Below are 23,387 nucleotides of genomic sequence, written 5' to 3' on the forward strand. Positions count from 1 at the left end.
GATCTGTCCACCCAGTCGTTCACTGTTGAGGAGTGCTCCATGCCAGGCCCAGCTCGTGCCGGTGCCCTGATCTATGCCAAGGATCCGGGCCTGCTGACCCACTTTTACCGTACATTGCTGCAGATGGTTGTCTGCAGTCAGGATGAGCAGTTGGTGGTGCTGGAAAACAGCGATATCCAGCTGCTGATCCACGCCATTCCCGAGCCTTATACCGGGCAAGTTGTTATCAAGCGGCCGCCGGAATTGCGGGAAGAGGGGGCCATCAAGCTGTTCTTCACCGTCTCCAGCCTCGCTTGGGCAGAAGCGAAGGCGGCGGATCTCGGCGGCGGCCTGCTGCCACAGCAGTGGACGGGGCCCGGCTTTGTGGTGCGCAACGCCTTCGACCCTGAGGGCAATATCCTGCAACTGCGCGAGTTGCTGGGTTCCCCTGATCCTCTCTGAATTTTCTCTTTTTACAGCATGGTTGTGGCGGCGTGCTGTGCCATGCACCGCCATAAAAACGGGGCCCTGTAGTGGTCAACTAAAAGGGCCCCGTCTTTTGTTACCCGTGTAGCAAGCATCACTTCAGATAACGCTGTTCCAGATGCTGGCGCAGCCAGTGCGGGTTGAGCGCTTCACCGGTGGCGCGGCGCACCAGCTCGTCGGTGCTGTGCAGGCTCCCCTGTGACCAGATCTGGCGCCCGAGCCAGCCGAAGATCTCCGGCAAGCGACCCGCCGCGATCACCTCCCCCATGCTGCCCAGCTCTTTTTCGAGGGCAAAACGCAGCTGGGCGGCATACATGGCGCCCAGGGTGTAGCTCGGGAAGTAGCCGAACGAGCCGTCGGTCCAGTGAATATCCTGCATGCAGCCATTGCGGTAGTTGCCCTTGGTGGAGAGCCCCAGCCACTGCTGCATCTTGGCGTCCCACAGCTCGGGGATGTCAGCCACCTCGATCTTCCCTTCCACCAGATCGCGCTCCAGCTCGTAGCGCAGGATAACGTGGGCCGGATAGGTCACCTCGTCCGCATCGACCCGGATAAAGCCCGGCTCGACCCGGCTGTAGAGCTTTGCCAGATTGTCCGGCGCAAACGCCGCCTGCTCGCCGAAGTGGTGACGAATGCGTGGTGCCAGCAGCGCGAGGAAGGCCGGATGATGCCCCAGCTGCATCTCGCAAAACAGGCTCTGGCTCTCGTGGATCGCCATGGAGCGCGCTTCGGCCACCGGCTGACCCAGCAGATGGCGCGGCAGCCCCTGCTCGTAACGGGCGTGACCGGTCTCGTGCACTATGCCCATCAGGCTGGAGACAAACTCCTGCTCGTTATAGCGGGTGGTGATCCGCACGTCGGTCGGCACGCCGCCACAGAAGGGGTGACTGCTCACATCGAGCCGGCCGTGGGCGAAATCAAAGCCGAGCAGTCCCATCACCTCCTGACCGAGCGCTTGCTGGGTCGGGATGGGGAAGGGGCCTTGCGGCAGCAACAAGGCATCGCCCTTTTGTTGTTCACTCACGGTCAGGATAAGATCCGGCAACCAGCTGGCGAGATCGCCGAAGATTTGATCAAGTCGTGTGCTGGTCATGCCCGGCTCATAGAGGGCCAGCATGGCGTCGTAGGGGCGCACGCCAAGCGCATCGGCCCGCAGCTGCGCTACTTCACGGGAGAGTTTCACCACCTCCTCGAGATTGGGAGCAAAACCGGCCCAGTCGTTGTTCTTGCGCTGGCTGCGCCAGGCGTGCTCGCACTTGCTGCCGGCGAGCGACAGCGCTTCGACCAGCTCACCGGGCAGCAGGCTGGCATCTTGCCACTGGCGCTTGATCTCGCCGAGGTTGGCACGTTGCACTTCATCGAGCGGCTCACTCTCGGCCTTGGCAATCCAGTCGCCCAGCTCGGGAGCGGTGCGCTTCTGGTGGATCAGCAGACCGAGTTCGGCCATCGCTTCGGCGCGGGCATCGTTGCCCCCTTCCGGCATCATGGCCGCCTGATCCCAGCCGCAGATGGCGGCGAGGTGGCTAAAGCGGTGGATCTGCTGCTGATGTTGTTCAAGCTTTTGATATGACATGGGATTGTCCTTGTTATCGTCCCTGATGGTATGCCGCCCCGTACCTGGCATGATCGGGGCCGTTCGATGCTAACACCGCCGCTGCATCGTTGACCACCTTAGCGCAGGTGGGCCAAAGTCGTGGTGGCGAGCGGCGGATTAGCCGAGCCGCTTCTGGTGCCGTTCGCGGTTTTCTGCTTTTTTGCGTTCGCTTTTACGCAGCAGCACGTATAGAGCACCGCTGCCGCCGTGGCGACGCTCGGCGCTGTGGATCGCCATGACGGCGGGCAGTTGCGGCAACCAGGCGCTGACATAGCTTTTCAGCAGGGCGCGCGGGGTGCTGCGCTCCCCCTTGCCATGCAGGATAAGCAGGCAGCGGATATCCCGGACTTCACAATCCGCAATGAACTGCACCAGCGTCTGGCGCGCTTCGTTGAGGGTTTTCTGGTGCAAGTCCAGGCTCGCCTGCAGCTCGTATTTGCCGAGCCGCAGCTTCTTGTAGACCCCCTCCTGCACCCCATCACGCTTGAAGCCGACGATTTCGTGCGGATCGCGCATCTCGATGGCCTCCATGGTGAGGTGGTCGAAGGCGAGCTGTTCGGCGGTGGCAGCCTGACGGCGAGCGAGCTGCGCCTCGGTCGGGGCGGATTTGGCCGCATGGGGATGGATGTTGTCGCTGCGAATGGGCCGCACGTCGGCCACTTCATTCATAAATAGCGAGAGTTCGTCGTTATGAGACACGGCAGGCTCCCCATAAGAAAAAGTGGGGGCCATTATAACGGCCGCAACCGGCACAGAAAACGGGGAAAGGGGCAGGGGGGATAAGGGAGGGCCGGCATGGACACTGGTGCATCCTGTCCCGGGAATCACAGTCGCGAACCATAAAACAGCACAGGCGGTCAGTGTGAACTGCCGCCTGTGGTCAGAGGATTATTTTCCCTCTTTGGGCTGTTGAGAATGGGGTTGCTGTGAATGAGGCGGTTGCGAGTGCATCACCTTGTAGATGAAGTAGGCCGCGTAAGAGCTGATGAGCAAGAAGGTGCCGATTATCACCAGCATCGACATCAATCCCACGCTGTTGCCAAACATCAGGTCCAGCCAAAAGTCCATTTTATTGCTCCTGTCACCCGGTTGATGACAGGCATGATAAATACCTCTTTGCCCCGTCCGGGATGATCCCGATCAACTCCCTTTCAGGTTGTTTAATAACCAGTTCGTTCTGTGATCGTTCTCACTGGACTCTTTGTTCTTGAGCTTGTGCCGGGCTAGGGGTGGTGAGTGGAGTAATGTGCCACCCCTGCTGCTCCAGCAGCGCCAGCAAACCCTGTTCGCCGTAAAGGTGCAGGGCGCCTACCACGATAAAGCTCTCGTTGGGCAGGGTGGACCATTTCTTCAGCCAGTTGTGGTTGCGCTCGGCCAGCAGGGTCTGCTCCATCCAGCTCTGTAGCGCGGGGGGAGCCATCTCCTCCTTGAGCAGATTGATAAGCGTCGCCTCATCCCCTTGCTGCCACGCCTTCATCACGGCGGCGAAACCTGTCTCCAGCATTGGCAGCTCATCCAGGGTACTGGCAAGCATCAGGGTCTGGTTGTCACCCACGCTGGCCAGATAACCGAGCTGCTCCAGCAGGGTTTCAAAACCCACTACCGGTTTGCCCTCTTTGGCAGCCCGGGTGGCAAAGTGCTGGTCTATCCCGAGCTCACTCTTGAAGTCGGAGCGGGCCATGGCGGCCTGGGTCAGGGTAATGGCGGCAAACCAGGGGCGCAGGGTGGCGAGGGTAGCTTCGTTGATGCCATAGCGGGCACCCGCCATCAGGGTCCGTTGATAGAGCTCGGCAGGCAGATGATCCTTGAGCGGTTTGCCATCCACCAGTCGGGTGAGGGAGCCGGTCTGTTGCCACTGATCAGGTGTGATGCTGTTCATGTCCACCTCCATCACCAGAGCGCGACTCTGCAGCCAGGCACGCTCCACCGGCTCGGGCAGAGGATAGAGTGAAGGCTTGCCCGCATGGATGGAGCCCAGCAGCCAGTGTTGCTGGTTGCCCTTGCTCACCCGATAGAAGGCGGGATCGGCAAAGGCGTGCAGCGGTAGCAGCAGGCAGAGCAGGAAGGCAAAGAGGGTGCGATGAAATCTCATGGGGATCCTTAATATGCGCCGGGTGACTTCTCTTGCTGACAATAACTCCTATGATAAGTCCTCATTTCAGATAACCAAGAGGTTTGCCATGCCCCATCTTCGTTTTCGCGCCGTGACGCTCGATACCCTGCAACAGGTGAGCGGCCCGCTGCTGGCCGACCTTTGCGAGCTGACCGGCGGCAAGCCGGAGTTTGTCACCATGGAGCGGATTGATAGCTGCTGGATACGCAACGGCGAGCCAGAGGCGGGTTTTCCGTTTGTCGAGCTGCACTGGTTCGAGCGGCCACAAGAGATGCAGGACGCCGCTGCGCGCCTTATCACGCGCCATTTGAAGCAGGTGTTGGGGGAGCAGACTTATGTGGTTGTGCAGGTTATCCCTCTGGTCAAGAGTGCCTACTACAGCAATGGCGAGCACTATTGAAGAGAGGGTAAAACCAGGTTGGTGATGCCGCTATACAGCTAACCCAATCCGGGCGGCAGGATGTTTGCCGCCCATCACGGGATCAGGCCGATTTGGCCAGCAGTTTGTCGAGCCAGCGAGTGGGCAATACCCGTCGCAAGAAGGCAAACAGCCGGGTCGGAGTGGTCACCGGATAGCGTGCCTTGGGATGGGCGTGGGTCAGCGCATGGAGCAGCGGTGGGATGCAGGCTTCGCTGGAGAGGGTAAAGCCGCTGGTGGCCCCCTCTTTTTCCAGCCGCGTCAGGGTCTGACGGTAGGCCGACTGATGACGGCTCTGGGCCGGATCGATGTGGCGCAAGAAGGCGCTGCGGGCATTGGCACGAAAACGGGTATCGATAGGACCCGGTTCAATCAGGCTGATATGTACCCCGCTGCCCGCCAGTTCGAGGCGCAGGGTGTCACTATAGCCTTCCAGCGCAAATTTGCTGGCGTTGTAGGCGCCGCGATACTTCATGGCAACCAGCCCCAGTACCGAGCTGTTCTGTACTATCCGACCCTCTTTGGCCTCCAGCATCGGCGGCAGCACCTGACGGATCAGATGGTGCCAGCCAAACAGGTTGGTATTGAACTGTTCCCTGAGCGCCTCGGTGGGCAGATCTTCCAGCGCCCCGGGTTGGCCATAAGCGCCGTTGTTGAACAGGCCATAGAGGCGCCCGCCTGCCAGATGGAGCGCCGCACTGGCACCCAGCTCGATGGAAGCTGGGTCCGCCAGATCCAGTTGTACCGCCAGCAATCCCTGTTGTTGCAGACGGGCCACATCTTCCGCCTTGCGCGCCGAGGCGATCACGGTAAAACCGTGCTGCCCGAGCGCCTGTGCGGCAGCGAGGCCAATACCGCTGGAACAACCGGTGATCAGAACAAAACGGGGCATGATGGCGTCCTTGTGACTGTTGACAAAGCGTACTGGCAGGTGAGTGGATAAAACCCTTATCCGGCTCGCATGTTAGCCTGCCAACCGGCAAAAAGAAAACCGGGCCAAGTGGCCCGGTTTGCTGACATCGTCTTGCCTGATTACATGAAGGTAAGCGGCATGATGATGTGGAACTTGACGTCGTGCTCGGAGGCGAAGATGTTGGGGTAATCGGTCCAACCGCCGCCCTGGCTGATGTCGTTGTTGTAGTCGGTGTAGTGCAGTTTGAACAGGGTGCCTTTCAGCTTGCCATCCTGCACGGTATAGGTGACATCGAAGTTGGCTGCCCATTCGGTATCTTCACCGTTGGCTGCTTTCTTGCCTTGACCGGTTTCGATATCCCAACCGTAAGCACCGGATACACCGACGGACCAGCCAGGAGCACCAACCAGATCATCCAGAGAGCGGGTCACACCGAAGAACAGCGCTTTTTCGTTGTTGGCGTTCCAGTCGGAGCGGGAATCCCACCAAATTTCGTTGGCGCCCTGGGAGTTGGCGTAGCCACGGGTCAGGCGAGGCAGGTAGTTGCCTTCCGCACCTTCAGCCTTGGTCCACAGACCTTCCAGACGGAAGCCGTACGGGCCCATGCCCCAGGCGGCTGTCAGAGCTTGTTGCCATGCCAGACCGTCATAAGTCTCGATCTGGGAAGCGCCCTTGGTGTAGGTCTCGGTCTCGGAACCGTAGAATTGGTAGCTGGTGGAGAGGCCGCCCAGTACGTCAAACTTGTGAGCCAGTTTGAAGTGGTAGCTATCCATGTAGCCTTCGGACTGACCGAAAGAACCGGTCACTGCAGTGCCATTTTCGAAGGTGTAACGGGCTGCGATACCGTGGATGTAGTCGATGACGTTTTCATCAGCGAACGGATCCATCCACGCTTTGGCACGGGAGAAGACCTGAGTCTCTTTGTACCAGGGGGCCTTGTACTCGTCAGCGATGGCGTAGGTCAGGTAGAGGCCACCGAAGTTACCTTCGACTTGACCACCACGATAGGTACCCGGCTGATAAGACCAGTTAACACCGATTTGGCCAGGGACATACAGCTGGGTATAACCACCCTTGGCAGTGATGCCGCCGTCCAGGAATTTCAGCTTCATCGCTGCGTTGGAGAGGCTGAAACCACCTTCAGGGGAGCCATCTTTGGCGTTGTTGCCCCAAGAACGGCCAGCGAAGGAGAATTCGTTTTCCTGGTTGACCGGGTGATTTTCGGTAACGGCCAGGTCATAGGCACCGAAGCCGCCCAGATCCAGACCTACGGTGTCCCAGGCATAACCGGAGTTGAAGTTAAGAGCGGCTTGAACGGTGGCATGGCTCAGGTTGGACTGGTATTTGCCTTCTTTCTTGGCTGCAGTCGGGTCACCATCGATGCGCTGACGATCACGCTGGAAGTAGAACAGACCGCCGGTCAGTTTGGAGTCTTTCACGAAGGTTTCATAGGACTGGCCGTATTCCGGGCTCATCATATCCTGAGCTGCCAACGCCATACCGGGGGCGACCAGAGCGGCTACCACAGCGGCACTCAAAGCGGCGCGCTTGAAGATCACTTTTTCCATTTTATTGCTCCTGATTTTATGGACTTAGCTTTTTTCCGGCAGTTGGCATCGGGCCTACCGCGCGGTATTGGCATTGCAATCAAAACCCCGAAGGGCAAAAAATCTTCTCTCGGTTACCTGCAAACCCGGATGTCTTGGCACATCTCGTCGTTGGCAGTCCTGATCATCACATGTTGTTTTTTTGTGTTCCGATTCTTGGCTACCGGACAACTCCAAGAGTACGTTCGCGGTGCGAAATATCAATGAAAAGTTCCCTCAACATTTCAAAAGTATGACCGAGTGCAAATAATCATGGGCAAGGTTGTAAACAGCTTCATGGCAGGTATCACGGTGATGAGAGCGTTTTCTTGAGGCTGTAGCCAGCGCCAGCGCGGGTTTTCATCCGATACGGGTGAAGAGGGGTCAGTTAACCTGCCGGTAACAGATAATTTTGTGCTACAAAAAAACTTTCCCTCTGGTTGAGGGAAAGTGATCTGGTGAGGATATGGGACGAATAGGGTTCAGCCTTGCTGGCCGAGGATGCGGGGGATCTGCTGCGCCTGATGGTGGATATGGGAGGAGACCTGTACAGAGAGCTGACTCACCTGACGGGCATGCTGATGAATACGGGCGATCAAATCGGCAAAACTGGCCAGCTTGTGTTCCTGACTTTTGGCGTTGTCGGCGCCCTGCAGGGCGATCACTGCGGTGTTGCGGGCGATCTCCCGCACCGCCTGGGTGGTCTGGCGCAGTTGTTCAGCCTGCGCCCGCTGGCGGCTTGACTCGCTGGTGATCCGGTTCAGCACGGCACCAAGCTGTTCACCGGATTGGGTCAGACGTCCCAGAATATCGGTGATCTGGTTGAGGGACTGCTGGGTATTGGCCGAGAGATGGCGCACTTCATCGGCGACCACCGCAAAGCCGCGTCCCTGTTCCCCTGCGCGAGCCGCCTCGATGGCGGCGTTGAGGGCCAGCAAGTTGGTCTGCTGAGCGATATGACCGATCACATCGACAATGGCCGTTACATCGGCAACCGAGCGGGTGAGTGCTTGCAGCGCCTCATCGCTCTCGTCAATCGCCAGTCCTGTCTGATGAGTGGCGTGCAGCATGCTACCCACCAGATCTTCGCTCTGGCTCATCGCCTGTTCGTTATGGTGGGCATGCCGGGCGATGTCGGCGGCGACCTGATGGACCTCTCCGGCCAGCTGGTTCAGCTCATCCATCATCTGGCCGCTCTCGTCGACCACCTGTTCGGTAGTGCGGGTGCTGTGGTGGATCTCGTCAACCTGACTGACCATCCCTTGCAGACTGAGGGATACCGCTGACAGCTGTCCCTCTTTTTGTTGCTGGTCCAGGTGCAGGCGACCGATTAGCCGGTTGTAGCTGGCAACAATATCGGCCAGCTCGTTGCGATCGTGCCCGGCAGGCAACGGCTCGGCCTGCCCCGTCTGATCGAGCTGCAGAAAGGCTCCGCGCAGTCGCAACAAGGGGGCGAGTAGCCAGCGTCGTTGCACCAGCGCAAACAGCAGGGCAACCACCACCAGGCAGAGCGCCAGCGTGCCGATGATGGTGGCCAGCTCCTGATTGACGGCTTGCCGCTCGCGGGCAAGTTGTTCCCCCATCTGTCTGGTCGCTTGCAACATCGCCATGATGTCTTGCTGCACGGTCTGGCGGCCAGCCTGTTGCTGTTGTAGCGCCGTGCGGCTGTTGGCCAGCTCCTGCGGATAGCGGCCCAGCAACGAGCGTAATTCACTGCGCGGTTGATCCCCCAGCTCCTTTCGCACCGGCTCCCCCAGAGTGAACTCATCGGCGGGCGCCTCTTCATACAGACCGAGCCGCGGCAAGGCTTGCAGCGCTTGCGCCTGTTTTTGCAGTGCCTCCAGCTCGAAGCGGATCCCTTCGAGCAGCTTCTCATTGCCTTGCTCCATATAGCTTTGGCGCAAATGGGCGAGGCGCGGCAGGCCCGCCAGGATCTCGGCTGCACCGCGGCGATATTGTTGTGCCGCAGCAGATTGTTCCGTGCTGGCGCCTTGCTCCCCATAGCGGATCAGTGCCATGGCCTGGCTGCCCAGTTCACTCTCCGCATGTTGCAGCAACAGCTGGCTGTTGCCCGAGAGCTTGCCTGCGGCCTGATAGTCGTGAGCGATGCGCTGCGCCATCTGTTCGAGTTGCTGTTTGAGCGGGGCCGCCACGGCATCATCCTGAGCGGCCAGCGAGGAGAGCGCTTGCTGGCGGATCTTCTCTGCCGCGGTCAGTTGCTGCGGATCGCCGCTGTTGAGGTAGTCACGCAGACTGTTTTGCAGGGTAATGGTCACCAGTTGTTGCAGCGTTTCGTGCTGGCGCTGGGCTTGACTGGTACGGGCAAGCTGTTGCCAGCCGTGGTAGAGAGCCAGTGCCTGTCCTCCCGCGACCAGTAGCAGAACCAGGGAGGAGAGGGAGGCGTAGTGGGCGATTTTCACGGGGTTATTCCTGTCAGCGCAGACCATGGGGGAGCATGGCCCGAGCCTAAACAGGGATGATGGCGCTTTTATGACAAGGCGGGTCAAGTGGCCCCATGTTGCCGATTTAACTGGATGAGGAAGCCTGCGCGCTATTACGTTGGCCCAGCATACCGAGCAGGGCGCCGCCCATAATAAGTGCTCCGGCCAGAAGATGGCGCGGGGTGAACGCTTCACCATTGAGCAACACCAGCAGCAAGGTGCTCAGCAGCGGTGTCAGGTAGGCAAGCGCCCCGATCCGGCGAGGATCGCCGTCTCGCAGTGCAAGATACCAAGTAACGAAGGCCGCCCCCATGGGGCCCAGCGCCAGCCCGATGATGAGGAGCCAGTCACTGGTGGGGAGCTGCGCGAGCGGCAGAGGCCCTTCGAGCAGACGGGCAAGCAGCAGCGCCAGCAAACCTGCGGGCAGGCAGGCTGCCGCAGTGACCACGGCGGGGGCTGGCGGCAGACGGCGTGATAATACCGAGTAGGCTCCCCAGACGACTGCCGCGCCCAGTGCCAGCAGGTATCCCGGCAGATAGGCCTGCTGCAGTTGCAGCTCGCCATTGACCATCACCAGCATGGAGCCCGCGAGACCAAAGGCGCCAGCCAGCAGGTGACGGGCATGGAGTGGATGGCCTGGCAACAACAGCGGGGTGAACAGAATGATGCAGAGCGGCCAGAGGTAGTTGATGAGGTTTGCTTCCAGCACCGGGGCATGACGAAAGCTCATAAAGAGCAGCAGATGGTAGAGCAGCAATGCCGCAACCGTCACCAGCCAGGTAATCGGACGAGCACGCCATTGGCGCCAGAACGGCAAGGCCCCGACCCCGCAGAAAAACAGCACCAGCCCGACCAGTACCAGCGGTGACACGCTGGTGACTCGTGACGTCAGCGCCGCCAGCGAGGCCCACAGCACAATGGTCAGCAAGGCAAAACCGGTGGATCTATCCCACCAGGAACAACCGGACATCCAACACTCCTTTGCAAGATGAAGCAGCTGGCTTTGCTCGAAGGCTCAGCCAAAGAGAAGCAGTCTATCAGAGAGAGGGCATATGCCGAATGCCGTACGAATACAGTTGCTTGTGACTCGGTGAAAATTTTGATGGCGCAAGCAGAGTGCTGCTAGACGCTGTCCCCATCGTCAACGAGATGAGTGAATGCGAAAGGGGGATTGGTGGCGTCCCAGGCAGGATTCGAACCTGCGACCTCGCCCTTAGGAGGGGCGCGCGCTATCCAGCTGTGCCACTGGGACGTGCGCGCATTATATAAAAATGCCAATAAAAATAAACAACTGCGTATGTCTGTCTATCCAGTTGCTTACATTATGACCGGATTGTGTGTTTGTTATCTCGGCAGGTCAGATAAACAAATTCGTTGAGTCTGGATCACCAAGGATGGCAGGAGGGAGGTGATGGTGTGGGCGGGGTTTGATTTTTTATGCAATTAATTAACTTTAAATTTTGCTGCAGCAGTTCGGGCGGGACTATCTCTTGTTGTGCTCTGCTATCAGATGTTGATCTTTTTCTTATTTATCTGCGTTCGATTTAAAAACATTTATTTATCAATGTTTTATTTGCTTGTTTCGACTGAATTTTTCTTTCTATTTTAAAGGTGACGCATGATGCAGCGACCAAGCGGCAGGTATGGCTAGCAGGGGAGGATAATAGTCTTGTTTGCGTAGTTATATAAATTGCCATAGAGTTAATTTGCGATTAGTTATCGCCGAAAATAAAGTTGTGACAAGGGCAAACCGATTGAAAAGTCGGGACGCAAAGCCTCCGGTCTAAAGGCGCTGTTGATCTGGGATAGCGGGGCCACCACAGTGTTATGTTGACTGCCTTTGCCAAGGGGTAGTCGTGTTTGTGCTGTCTGTCGTGTTGTGTCGCCCTTTCGTTTGTCCATAACGTAAAGGAAAACAATATGCTAAGTCCAAAACCCACATTGCTGGCCATGATGGTCGGCTCCCTGCTTGCCTCATCCGGCGTTTATGCGGCCGCTCCGAGCAAACCCACCATCGGCTGGGGTCCCACCAAATTTGCCATTGTGGAAGTCGATCAGGCGGCAACCTCTTACAACAATCTGGTCAAGGTGAAGGATGCCGCCGATGTGGAGGTGAACTGGAACCTCTGGAGCGGCGATCTGGGCCAGAGTGCCAAGGTGCTGCTCAATGGTCAGGAGGTGTGGTCCGGCCCCTCGGCCGCGGCGGGCAGCGCCAAATTCAAGGTGAAGAAAGGGGGGCGCTACCAGATGCAGGTGGCGCTGTGCAACGCCGATGGCTGTACCCTCTCTGATGCCAAGGAGATCGTGGTTGCCGATACCGACGGCAGCCATCTGGCGCCACTCAAGGCGCCGCTGCAGGAGAACAACAAGCCCTACGCCAACAAGTCCGGCAAGGTGGTGGGGACTTACTATGTGGAGTGGGGGGTCTATGGCCGCAAGTTTACGGTCGACAAGATCCCGGCCCAGAACCTGACCCATATCCTCTATGGTTTCACCCCCATCTGCGGCGGGGATGGCCTCAACGACAGCCTCAAGGAGATCGAAGGGAGCTTCCAGGCGCTGCAGCGGGCGTGTGCCGGCCGGGCCGACTTCAAGGTGGCGATGCACGATCCCTGGGCCGCCATCCAGATGCCGCAAGGCAACCTCACCGCCCATGATGAGCCCTACAAGGGCAACTTTGGCGCTCTGATGGCGCTCAAGCAGGCCTATCCGAACCTCAAGATCCTCCCCTCGGTCGGCGGTTGGACCCTCTCCGACCCCTTCTATTTCCTCGGTGACAAAACCAAGCGTGACGTGTTTGTCGGCTCGGTGAAAGAGTTCCTGCAGACCTGGAAGTTCTTCGACGGTGTGGATATTGACTGGGAGTACCCGGGCGGACAGGGGGCCAACCCGAAACTGGGCAGCCCGAGCGATGGTGCCACCTATGTGGCCCTGATGAAGGAGCTGCGGGCCATGCTCGACGAGCTGGAGGCCGAGACCGGTCGTCAGTATGAGCTCACCTCGGCCATCGGAGCGGGGGGCGACAAGATCCAGGATGTGGACTACAAAGCAGCCCAGCCCTACATGGATCACATCTTCATGATGACCTACGACTACAACGGCGCATGGAGCAACACCGAGCTGGGCCACCAGACCAACCTCTATGCGGCAAGCTGGGATCCCGCTACCAAGTACACCACTGACAAGGCGGTCAATCAGCTGCTGGCGCAGGGGGTTGAGCCGGGTAAGCTGGTGGTCGGGGCCGCCATGTATGGCCGTGGCTGGACCGGGGTGAGCGGTTATCAGGGCAACAACCCCTTCACCGGCAAGGCGACCGGCAAGGTGAAAGGCACCTGGGAGGACGGGGTGGTGGATTACCGCGACATCGTCAACAACCGGATGGGGGCGGGCTGGGAGAAGGGGTATGACGAAGTGGCTGAGGCGCCCTATCTGTTCAAGGCGGCGACCGGCGATCTCATCACCTATGACAACGATCGCTCGGTCAAGGCCAAGGGGCAGTATGTGCTGGCCAACAAGCTCGGTGGCCTCTTCTCCTGGGAGATCGACGCCGACAACGGTGACATCCTCAATGCCATGCATGAAGGGCTGGGCCACGGCGAGGGGACGACTCCACCAGCCAACAAGCCGCCGCTGGCCAACGCGGGCAGTGACCTCAAGGTGACCGGCCCGACCGAGGTGACGCTGGATGGGTCGGCCTCCCACGATCCGGAAAACAGCGCGCTCAGCTACAGCTGGAAGCAGATCTCCGGGCCGCAGGCTGCCCTGCTTGATACCACTCAGGCCAAGGCCCGCGTGGTGCTGGATGCTGTGGCTGCCGACATCAATCTGGTGTTCGAGCTGACAGTGACCGATGACCAGCAGTTGAGTGCCAAGGATCAGGTTGTTGTCACCAACAAGGCGCCGCAGGCCAATCTGGCGCCGGTGGTGAGTCTACCTGCCACGGCCTCTGTGGAGGCGGGCAAGCAGGTGACCATCAAGGCGACCGCCTCTGATCCGAACGGTGATCCGTTGACCTATCAGTGGAGCGTGCCGGCAGGCATCACCGCAACGGGTCAGAACAGCGGCACCCTGGTGGTGACTGGCCCGAACGTCACCATCGACACCGGCTATGACCTGAGCGTCATCGTCTCCGACGGCGGGCTGGATGCCAGCGCGGCAACCCGTCTGACGGTCAAACCGGCCAGCAGCGGCGGTGGTTGCACGGCGACCGATCCGGATGCGGCCAACTGGCCAGTCTGGAAAGCGGCAAGCACCTATAACAGCGGCGACAAGGTGAGCCACAACCAGCTGGTGTGGCAGGCCAAGTACTGGACCCAAGGCAACGAGCCTAGCCGCACCGCGGATCAGTGGCAGCTGGTGAGCAAGGTGCAACTGGGTTGGGATGCCAATGTGGCCTACAACGGTGGCGAGCTCACCACCCATAACGGCCGTCAGTGGAAGGCGCAGTACTGGACCAAGGGCAATGAGCCCGGCAAACACGACGTCTGGCAGGATGTGGGGGCCGCCAGCTGTAAATAAGCATTGAATGGTGGCGGGGCATGCCGGTCATGCCCCATTTTTTCTCCCCGCTTCGCCACATTCTGGCGGGTCTGCCAACCGGTTTCCCCCAGCTTCTCTCGTGTCCCTGCAAAGTGCTCACTCTTGCCTAGTGATTAATGCTCTCCCCGATAGCTGGCATCTGTGCCGCACGCTGCCCTTTGCCAGCCATTGAGGCTGTTGATAAGCCAGATCATCCCGGCCAGTGGCAAGGCATAAATCGTCAAACGAACAAATTTGTCGTATCTGGATAACCGGGGGCGTGAGGGCAATTCGCTGGGCATGAAGACACCTGCTGGCCATGCAAAGCGGCGATTATAAATTCATTAGTTGCGATACAGATGGGTCTTTTGTCGCATATTGTTCTTACTCATTGATTTTTCTCAATTTGGTGTGATGCAGATCAAAAAAATGGTGTGAGGTATCTGGTTGGAGGTGATGAGATTATGTCTGCATATCCGGCTGTTTTTTAAACATTAATTTCTTGAAAGTGGGTAATTTTCGGGGTTGGTAACCGGTGGGCGGACAATGGTCCGATTTGCTTACTTATCAGAATTACCCTACAGTCAATCGGCGATTATTTATCGCCAGAAATAACGTTGTGACAAGGGCAAACCGATTGAAAAGTCGGGACGCAAAGCTTCCGGTCTAAGGGTCAAGACGACCTAGGATAGCGGGGCCACCACAGTAGAATGCAGGCTACCTTTGCCAAGGGGTGGCCGTTTTTGTGTCACCTGTCGTGTTGCGTTGCCCTTTCGTTTTTCCCATAACGAAACGAAAAGGAAAGCAATATGCTAAGTCCAAAACCCGCACTGCTGGCCATGATGGTCGGTACCCTGCTCGCCTCCTCCGCCGCTTATGCGGCAGCGCCCGGCAAACCCGCCATCGGTTGGGGTCCTACCAAGTTTGCCATCGTCGAAGTCAGCCAGTCCGCGACCGCTTATAACGAGCTGGTCAAAGTGAAGGATGGCGCCGATGTGACCGTCACCTGGAATCTCTGGAACGGCGATATCGGCCAGAGTGCCAAGGTGCTGCTGGATGGCAAGGAGGTGTGGTCCGGTCCCTCTTCCGCCGCTGGCACAGCCACCTTCAAGGTGCACAGGGGGGGCCGCTATCAGATGCAGGTCGCGCTGTGCAACGGCGATGGCTGCACCCTGTCTGATGCCAAGGAGATCGTGGTCGCCGATACTGATGGCAGCCACCTCGCACCGCTCAAGCCAGCCCTGCAGGAGCACAACAAGCCTTACGTCAACAAATCCGGCAAGGTGGTCGGCACCTACTATGTGGAGTGGGGGGTCTATGATCGCAACTTCACCGTGGACAAGCTGCCAGCCCAGAACCTGACCCATATCCTCTATGGCTTCACCCCGATCTGTGGCGGTGATGGCCTCAACGACAGCCTCAAAGAGATTGCCGGCAGCTTCCAGGCGCTGCAACGTGCCTGTGCCGGGCGCAAGGATTTCCAGGTCGCCATTCACGATCCCTGGGCCGCGCTGCAAAAAGGGCAGGGATCACTGGTTGCCTGGGATGAGCCCTACAAGGGCAATTTTGGCAACCTGATGGCCCTCAAGCAGGCCTATCCGGACCTGAAGATCCTCCCCTCAGTCGGTGGCTGGACCCTCTCCGACCCCTTCTTCTTCATGCATGACAAGGCCAAGCGTGACGTGTTCGTTGCCTCGGTCAAAGAGTTCCTGCAGACCTGGAAGTTCTTCGACGGTGTCGATATCGACTATGAGTTCCCGGGCGGCGACGGTGCCAACCCCAATCTGGGGGACAAGACCAAAGATGGGGAAACCTATGTGCTGATCATGAAGGATCTGCGCGCCATGCTCGACGAGCTGGAGGCCGAGACCGGTCGCACCTATCAGCTCACCTCTGCCATCGGTGCCGGTTACGACAAGATTGAGGATGTGGATTACAAGGCTGCCCAGCAGTACATGGACCACCTCTTCGTGATGAGTTACGACTACAACGGTGCCTGGAGCAATACCTCCCTGGGTCATCAGGCCAACCTCTATCAGGCTACCAACGGCTCGGCCAACAAGCGCTACAACACTGATGCAGCGGTGCAGCAGTTGCTGGCGCAGGGGGTCGACTCCGGGAAGCTGGTGATCGGTGCCGCCGCCTACGGTCGCGGCTGGAAAGGGGTGAGCGGATATCAGGGCAACGACCCCTTCACCGGCACCGCCACCGGCAAGATCAAGGGCACCTGGGAAGATGGCGTGCTGGATTATCGCCACATCGTCAACAGCCACATGGGGGCGGGCTGGGAGTACAACTACGACGAGACTGCCGAAGCGGCCACCCTGTTCAAGCCCTCCACCGGCGAGCTGATCACCTATGACGACGAGCGCTCGGTCAAGGCGAAAGGACAATACGTGCTGGCCAACAAGCTGGGCGGGCTCTTTTCCTGGGAGATCGATGCCGACAATGGCGACATCCTCAACGCCATGCATGAAGGTCTCGGTCACGGTGAAGGGGTCACTCCGCCAGCCAACAAGCCGCCGGTCGCTAATGCGGGCAGCGATCTGAGTGTCACCGGTCCGACCGAGGTGACGCTGAACGGCTCTGCGTCACACGATCCGGAAAATGGCGCCCTCACCTATAGCTGGAAGCAGGTCTCCGGCCCGCAGGCCGCTCTGCTTGATGCCACTCAGGCCAAGGCCCGGGTTGTACTCGATGCAGTATCTGCCGACATCAATCTGGTGTTCGAGCTGACGGTGACCGATGACCATCAACTGACCGCCAGGGATCAGGTAGTGGTGACCAACAAGGCTCCGCAGCCCAACCTGCCTCCGGTGGTGACTTTGCCTGCCAGCGTCAAGGTGGAAGAGGGCAAGCAGGTGACCATCACTGCCAAGGCATCCGACCCCAACGACGACGAGCTGATCTATCAATGGCAAGTGCCTGCCGGTGTCACGGCGACCGGCCAGAACAGCGCCACCCTGGTGGTCACCGGCCCGGCGGTGGATACCGAAACCGCTTATGACCTCTCCGTGACCGTCTCCGATGGCGCACTCGATGCCAACGCGGCCACCCGTCTCGCCGTCACGCCAGTCAACGAAGGTGGTGAGGGGGGCTCTTGCAACACCACAGATCCGGAAGCGGCCAACGTTCCCGCATGGCAGGCCAGCAAGGTCTACAACGGCGGTGACAAGGTGAGCCATAACCAGCTGGTATGGCAGGCCAAGTACTGGACTCAGGGTAATGAGCCGAGCCGAGCCGCCGATCAGTGGGCGCTGGTGAGTCAGGTTGATCTGGGTTGGAACGCTGCCGTTGCCTACAACGGCGGGGATCTCACCAACCACAACGGCCGTCAGTGGAAGGCCAAGTGGTGGACTCAAGGCAATGAGCCGGGCAAGCACGATGTCTGGCTGGATATCGGGGCTGCAAGCTGTAACTGAGGCCTCCTCACCGATGACGGGGCATGGCGACATGCCCCTCATTCCCGGTAGCAATATGAACGAGAACCCGACAATGACCACAAATGTGACCCAAATCGCTGCCCTCATCATGGCAACCCTGGCGGCTGGCCCCCTGTCTGCCGCCACCTCGCCCCTGATATTCAATGAGACGACAGCGCAAAGCGATCTGGCGGGTAGCCTGGCTGCCAGCGTGCAGTTTGCCCAGAGCCAGATCCTGCCTTCCCATCCCAAAGAGGGGGATCGCCAACCCATCCTGACCAGCCTGCGCAAGAGCCTGCTGCTGGTGAAACCGCTCCAGGCCGACGGGGTGACCCCCATAACGGTGGAGGCCCGTGACGGCAGCGACGAGCTGCTTGGCACCCTGACCTTGTCGCCGCCATCGGCGCTGCCCGAGACGGTCTACCACCTCGCGGGGGTTCCCGAAGGCGGAGTGAGCTTCGTCCCGGAGAGCGGCACCACTGCCGTCATCAGCAGCAGTGCTGATTTGGCCAAACTGAGCGACAAGAGCGGCGCTTTCCTCAAGGATCGGCTGACCGGGCGCGCGCTGGTGGAGATCCAGACCGCCGACGGCCGCTGGGTTCGGGATATCTACCTGCCCGTGAGCCCGGAGCTTGAGGGCAAGATGGTGCGGATCCGCTCCAGCGCCGGTTATAACTCGACTGCCTTTTATGGTGAGCGACAGGTGACCGTCTCCCGTGGCCAGACCCTGCAGTTCAAGTTTGCCAAGGGGCAGTGGTTTCGCGAGGGGGAGCTGGAGAACAACCGCATCACCTATGCAGCGGATACCTGGAGCGGCGAGCTGCCTGCCGAGTGGATCCAGCCCGGACTGAACCTCTCCGTTCGTCAGGGCAATCTCAGTGGTGAACTGCGTGACATCAAGGTCGGCGCCCCCGGCGAGCTGCTGCTGCACACCATCGACATTGGCATGCTCACCACACCACGGGATCGCTTTGCCTTTGCCAATGACAAGGAGGCCCATCGCGAATACTTCCAGACCATCCCGGCCAGCCGGTTGATCGTCAGTCAGTATGCACCGCTCTCCCTGCCTGAGGTGATGCTGCCCAATGGCACCCTGCTGACCGATTTTGACCCGAGCGAAGGGGGCTGGCATGGCGGCACCATGCGTCAGCGTATCGGCAAGGAGCTTATCTCCCACGGCATCGACAATGCCAACTACGGCATCAACAGCAGTGCCGGTGAAGGGGAAGGAAGCCATCCATTCGTTGTTGCCCAGCTGACGGCGCACAACAGTCGCGGCAAGTATGCCAATGGGGTTCAGGTGCACGGTGGTTCCGGTGGCGGTGGCATCGTCACGCTGGATGATTCGCTGGGCAACGAGTTCAGCCACGAGGTGGGCCACAACTTCGGCCTTGGCCACTATGTGGATGGTTTCCGCGGCTCGGTTCATCGCAGTGCCGATCAGCTCAACTCCAGCTGGGGCTGGGACAGTGACAAACACCGTTTCATCCCCAACTTCTCGCCGACCCGCACCAATGAGGATGCCTGTCTGGATGGCCAGTGCCAGCCGCCGTTCGATGGCCGCAAGTTTGGCTACGATGCGATGGCGGGCGGCAGCCCTCTCTCTGGCGCCAACCGTTTCACCCTCTATACCCCCAATTCCGCCGCCATCATCCAGCGTTTTCTGGAGAGCAAGGCGGTGTTCGATGCCAACTCGGCCACCGGCTTTAGCAAGTGGAACAGTGCGACGGCCAGGATGGAGCCCTATCAGCACACAATCGAGGGGATCGAGAAGGTCGATGCACCCATGGATGCCCTGAGCGAGGCCGGACTGAGTGCCCTGCTGGCGGATTACGGCTTGGTCAGGGTCGCTATGTGGGACGGTCGCTGGACTCGTGATATCCGGGTGCCGGTTGCCTCTGCGGACAACCGTGGGCGCAGTCTGACCATCGATCACGGGGCCGGTTACAGCAGTCGCCTCTTTATCAACGGCAAGGAAATTGTGGTGAACCGGGGCTTCAAGAAGAGCTTCACCTCGGATGGCCTGAGCTGGGTGGAGGTCTCCCCCATCGATACCAAGGTTGCGCGCAAGCCCGAGCAGTTCGGCGTGCCGGTGACCACTCTGGTGGGCTATTACGATCCGCAAGGAGCCCTGCGCAGCTACATCTATCCGGCACTGCACGGCGCCTATGGCTTCACCTATCCGGATGACAGCAACACCCTGTCCGGCAATGACTGCCAGTTGCAGGTGGAGACCCGCGATGGTCTGCAGCGCTTCAGGCTGGCCAATCACAGAGCGGCCAGCAGCGTCATGAACAAGTTCCACATCAACCTGCCCACCGCCAGCGAGCCCGGCCGCGCCACCATCCAGTGCCGTGGCCAGACACTGGTACAGCAGAGCTTGCTGCCACCGCAGCAGTCACTCTCCTTTACCGTCAACGGGCGGCCGCTGGAGCAGGGCGTGGTTGAGAACCGGCCTCCGGTGGTGACCGTACCGGCGCAGCTTGGCGGCATCGGCGGTGAGTGGCTGACCATCACTGCCGAGGCGAGGGATCCCGAGGGGGATGCACTCAGCTACCGCTGGCACTTCCCGGCGGGTTGGCAGGCGGACGGCGAGACCAGTGCCAACCTGCGTCTGCTGCCGCCAGTTGTCACCACCAGCGAGCAGCATGAGCTGAGTGTGAGCGTCTCGGACGGGGTACATCAAAGCGAAGGGCGCGTCGTGCTGACGCTGGAGCCAGTGGTCGACGGCTCTTGCAACACCACAGATCCGGAAGCGGCCTACGTTCCCGCATGGCAGGCCAGCAATGTCTACAACGGCGGTGACAAGGTGAGCCACAACCAGCTGGTATGGCAGGCCAAGTACTGGACTCAGGGCAATGAGCCGAGCCGCGCCGCCGATCAGTGGGCGCTGGTGAGTCAGGTTGATCTGGGCTGGAACGCAGCCGTTGCCTACAACGGCGGGGAGCTCACCAACCACAACGGCCGTCAGTGGAAGGCCAAGTGGTGGACTCAAGGCAATGAGCCGGGCAAGCACGATGTCTGGCTGGATGTCGGGGCGGCAAGCTGCCCCTAGGTTGAGTCCATGATGAAGATGGCGGAGCCTGTTCAGGCGGGCTCCGCCTTTTGCCACAAAACCATAGAGAGCAACAATAATGAAAAAAAACCGCATCACCCTTCTGCTTGCCGGCATGATGCTGAGCGGCCACCTGTGGGCGGCCGAGGCATACGACATCAACAAATCCTATCCGGGCGGCAGCCAGGTCAATTACAACGGCCAGGTTTTTGAGGCCAAGTGGTGGGTCAACTCGGGTCAGACTCCCGGCATGGCGGCCGCCAATGAGTGGGATACCCCGTGGAAGCTTGTCGGCGAAGGGGAAGTGACTCCGCCGGACACCGGTGGCGATGACAAGCCCAATCCGCCGACGCCTACCCCGCCGGATGGCAGCACCACCCCCGTCTATATGAGCCAGGCCGAGCTGGATGCCAAAGAGAAGGCGCTGACCGACTTCCCGGCGATGGAAGCGGTCAAGGCCTCCATCGCGACCCGGGACAATCTGGTGGTCGAGGCGGTGCAGCCGGGCCGTGCCGACAACCCGGGCAACGTCAAGCGGGTCGAAAGCCTGCTGAGCGAGGGGCAGTTCAACTACCTCTTCCCGCTGCGCGCCCCCGAGTACACCTATCGCGGCCTGCTGCAGGCGGCGGCCAAGTTCCCGGCCCTGTGCAGCGACTACAGCGATGGCCGCGATGCCGATGCCATCTGCCGCAAGACCCTGGCAACCATGTTTGCCCACTTCGCCCAGGAGACCGGCGGCCATGAAAACTGGCGCCCGGAAGCCGAGTGGCGTCAGGCGCTGGTCTACGTGCGCGAGATGGGATGGAATGAGACCATGCGCGGCGGTTACAACGCCGAGTGCCGTCCCGATGTGTGGCAGGGTCAGCAGTGGCCGTGCGGTACGTTCGACAATGGCGAGTTCAAGAGCTACTTTGGCCGCGGTGCCAAGCAGCTCTCCTACAACTACAACTATGGCCCCTTCTCCGAGGCGATGTTCGGCACGGTGCGCACCCTGCTCGACCGCCCCGATCTGGTGGCCGACACCTGGCTGAACCTCGCCAGTGCGGTGTTCTTCTATACCTATCCGCAGCCGCCCAAGCCTTCCATGCTCCATGTCATCGATGGCACCTGGCAGCCGAATGACCATGACAAGCAGAACGGTCTGGTGCCGGGCTTCGGGGTCACTACCCAGATCATCAACGGCGGGGTGGAGTGCGGCGGCCCGGTCGAGCACGCCCAGTCCCAGAATCGCATCAACTACTACCGCGAGTTTGCCAACTACCTCGGAGTGGCGGTGCCATCCGACGAGGTGCTGGGTTGCAAGAACATGAAGGTGTTTGACGACAATGGCGCCGGTGCCTTGCCCATCTATTGGGAGCAGGACTGGAGCTATGTGGCAGAGAACCCCAACGGCGGCAAGAGTTACGCGTGCAAGCTGGTGGGTTACCAGACCCGTTTCAGTGCCTTCAAGGAGGGGGATTACAGCCGCTGCGTTCAGCACTTCTATCCGGAGGTGGTGATCGAGGATAACGGCGGTGGCACCAACCTGCCGCCGGTGGCCAATATCACCGGCCCGGCGCAGGCCGAAGGTGGCAGCAAGGTGACTCTCTCCGGCCAGCACTCCAGCGATCCGGAAGGCAAGCCGCTCTCCTATGCCTGGACTATCCCGGCTGGAGCCTCTGCCCCTGCGCTGGAGCAGGTGACCTTGGAGTTAACTCTGCCCACGCCGGCCAGCGATACCAATCTGGATATCAAACTGACGGTCACAGATGAAGGTAATCTGAGCCGCAGTACCACCCATAGCCTGCTGGTGAAAGGAGAGGAGGGGGGCGTAACGCCGCCTGACTATCCGGTCTATAAAGAGGGGACTCCCTACAAGGCAGGCGAGCGGGTCAGCAACGGCGGTACCAGCTACGAGTGCAAACCGCACCCCTACACAGGCTGGTGTGCCGGTGCCGCCTGGGCCTATGAGCCGGGCAAGGGCACGGCCTGGGCCGATGCTTGGATCAAGCTCTGAGCAGTTTCAGGGTTACAAGGCTTGCCGATTAGCCAGCGCACGATCTGGTGCCATGACAATCCGGAGCAATAAAAGATGGGGCCTGCGGGCCCCATTCTTGTTTGGTGGAGTTCAGGTTTGGCCGTGGAACATCTGGCCCGGACAGGACAGCGCCTCGAGAGGGCTGTGTGATGATGTGTGCGTTGTAGTTTTATTACGTTTTCCGTGAAAGGCTTTCAGCAATTATTTGCCGTAGCGGAAGTAGTATTCACGGGTGGAGGGGGCATAGGCATCTTTCTCTACAACGCCGTTCTTGGTGGTTGCACCGCGCAGGTGGAACAGGACTGCCAGATTCTCAAACATGGTTTACCTCATCGCTCTGTCATTTATGGTTATGGTGTGTGATCTGGGTCACGGTTTGATCCTATGGTCATTTGTGAGCCAGATCAACTTTCTGTGTTGTAAATTTACAAAAATCATGGAAAGGGTTTTCAAATGCAATGCCCTTTATGGAAAGGCTTTCCCTAGGTGACGGGGGAGACGCTGACGATCAGCCTGCAAAAGATGCCTGAGAGCGGGGGCGTTGCACGGGGAAAGAGGCTTGCTGCATGGCCTCTCCTTTATAGGTGCTTGAGCCGATTTATGACATAAAACAGAGAGATAGCACGCGCCTTGCTGGTAAAAACAGCGAACTGCTGCAATTTTGACTAAACGAATCAGTCGCGGTTATTTTAGGGTTGACAGCAAAGCGGGTGATGCCTATCATGCGCCTCCGTTGCCGGAGATAACTTCGTCAGCGCCGAGGTGAGTTGGGGTTATAGCTCAGCTGGGAGAGCGCTTGCATGGCATGCAAGAGGTCCGCGGTTCGATCCCGCGTAGCTCCACCA

14 protein-coding genes, 2 tRNA genes and 2 riboswitches are annotated in these 23,387 nt (G+C 59.6%); of the genes, 7 read left to right on the forward strand and 9 right to left on the reverse strand.

Annotated elements, in window-relative coordinates; genetic code table 11:
• The first annotated feature begins 39 nt into the window (after nucleotides 1-39).
• Nucleotides 40-441: a VOC family protein gene (locus tag G5367_RS17500; protein ID WP_159143128.1), complete on the forward strand. Its 402-nt coding sequence runs from the start codon at nucleotides 40-42 to the stop codon at nucleotides 439-441.
• A gap of 118 nt (nucleotides 442-559) precedes the next feature.
• Here the strand turns inward: G5367_RS17500 and G5367_RS17505 are convergent, their stop codons facing one another.
• From G5367_RS17505 to G5367_RS17520, 4 genes are all read right to left on the reverse strand, one after another.
• Nucleotides 560-2,038, reverse strand: a complete 1,479-nt coding sequence (locus G5367_RS17505; protein ID WP_201944365.1) for a carboxypeptidase M32 — start codon at nucleotides 2,036-2,038, stop codon at nucleotides 560-562.
• 138 nt (nucleotides 2,039-2,176) lie between these two features.
• Nucleotides 2,177-2,758, reverse strand: coding sequence for a DNA endonuclease SmrA (smrA, locus tag G5367_RS17510; RefSeq protein WP_201944366.1), 582 nt, complete (start codon nucleotides 2,756-2,758; stop codon nucleotides 2,177-2,179).
• 189 nt (nucleotides 2,759-2,947) lie between these two features.
• The gene (locus G5367_RS17515; protein WP_005338733.1) at nucleotides 2,948-3,127 is read right to left on the reverse strand and encodes a DUF3149 domain-containing protein; all 180 of its coding nucleotides are present in this window, start codon (nucleotides 3,125-3,127) and stop codon (nucleotides 2,948-2,950) included.
• Nucleotides 3,128-3,248: 121 nt separating this feature from the next.
• Nucleotides 3,249-4,151 (reverse strand): TraB/GumN family protein, encoded by a 903-nt coding sequence (locus tag G5367_RS17520; RefSeq protein ID WP_421244647.1) that lies wholly within the window; start codon nucleotides 4,149-4,151, stop codon nucleotides 3,249-3,251.
• Nucleotides 4,152-4,239: 88 nt separating this feature from the next.
• Here G5367_RS17520 and G5367_RS17525 point away from each other — a divergent pair, with 88 nt between their 5' ends.
• Complete coding sequence (locus G5367_RS17525) at nucleotides 4,240-4,572, forward strand: DUF1904 family protein (RefSeq protein WP_139739995.1); 333 nt, start codon at nucleotides 4,240-4,242, stop codon at nucleotides 4,570-4,572.
• 82 nt (nucleotides 4,573-4,654) lie between these two features.
• Here the strand turns inward: G5367_RS17525 and G5367_RS17530 are convergent, their stop codons facing one another.
• The 5 genes from G5367_RS17530 to G5367_RS17550 form a co-directional block, all read right to left on the reverse strand.
• The gene (locus G5367_RS17530; RefSeq protein ID WP_005343603.1) at nucleotides 4,655-5,482 is read right to left on the reverse strand and encodes an SDR family oxidoreductase; all 828 of its coding nucleotides are present in this window, start codon (nucleotides 5,480-5,482) and stop codon (nucleotides 4,655-4,657) included.
• Between the two features lie 140 nt (nucleotides 5,483-5,622).
• Nucleotides 5,623-7,071, reverse strand: coding sequence for an OprD family outer membrane porin (locus G5367_RS17535; protein ID WP_346215259.1), 1,449 nt, complete (start codon nucleotides 7,069-7,071; stop codon nucleotides 5,623-5,625).
• 500 nt (nucleotides 7,072-7,571) lie between these two features.
• Complete coding sequence (locus tag G5367_RS17540) at nucleotides 7,572-9,509, reverse strand: methyl-accepting chemotaxis protein (RefSeq protein WP_421244646.1); 1,938 nt, start codon at nucleotides 9,507-9,509, stop codon at nucleotides 7,572-7,574.
• Between the two features lie 106 nt (nucleotides 9,510-9,615).
• Nucleotides 9,616-10,500, reverse strand: coding sequence for a DMT family transporter (locus G5367_RS17545; protein WP_421244645.1), 885 nt, complete (start codon nucleotides 10,498-10,500; stop codon nucleotides 9,616-9,618).
• Nucleotides 10,501-10,705: 205 nt separating this feature from the next.
• A tRNA-Arg gene (locus G5367_RS17550) sits at nucleotides 10,706-10,782 on the reverse strand.
• A 482-nt stretch (nucleotides 10,783-11,264) separates the two neighbouring features.
• Nucleotides 11,265-11,352, forward strand: a riboswitch (cyclic di-GMP riboswitch).
• A gap of 98 nt (nucleotides 11,353-11,450) precedes the next feature.
• Between G5367_RS17550 and G5367_RS17555 the strand changes: the two genes are divergently transcribed.
• From G5367_RS17555 to G5367_RS17575, 5 genes are all read left to right on the forward strand, one after another.
• The gene (locus tag G5367_RS17555; protein WP_421244644.1) at nucleotides 11,451-14,048 is read left to right on the forward strand and encodes a glycosyl hydrolase family 18 protein; all 2,598 of its coding nucleotides are present in this window, start codon (nucleotides 11,451-11,453) and stop codon (nucleotides 14,046-14,048) included.
• Between the two features lie 617 nt (nucleotides 14,049-14,665).
• Nucleotides 14,666-14,753: riboswitch (cyclic di-GMP riboswitch) on the forward strand.
• Nucleotides 14,754-14,857: 104 nt separating this feature from the next.
• A complete protein-coding gene (locus G5367_RS17560; protein ID WP_421244643.1) occupies nucleotides 14,858-17,470 on the forward strand; it encodes a glycosyl hydrolase family 18 protein in 2,613 nt (870 codons plus the stop codon).
• Nucleotides 17,471-17,543: 73 nt separating this feature from the next.
• Entirely contained in the window at nucleotides 17,544-20,525 is a 2,982-nt protein-coding gene (locus tag G5367_RS17565) for a M66 family metalloprotease (RefSeq protein WP_421244642.1), read from the forward strand.
• A 79-nt stretch (nucleotides 20,526-20,604) separates the two neighbouring features.
• On the forward strand, nucleotides 20,605-22,521 hold the full coding sequence (locus G5367_RS17570) for a glycoside hydrolase family 19 protein (RefSeq protein WP_421244641.1): 1,917 nt from the start codon (nucleotides 20,605-20,607) through the stop codon (nucleotides 22,519-22,521).
• Nucleotides 22,522-23,311: 790 nt separating this feature from the next.
• A tRNA-Ala gene (locus G5367_RS17575) sits at nucleotides 23,312-23,387 on the forward strand.

The organism is Aeromonas sp. 604282, from assembly GCF_049170575.1.
In the GTDB taxonomy this organism is placed as follows: Bacteria; Pseudomonadota; Gammaproteobacteria; order Enterobacterales; family Aeromonadaceae; genus Aeromonas; species Aeromonas veronii_A.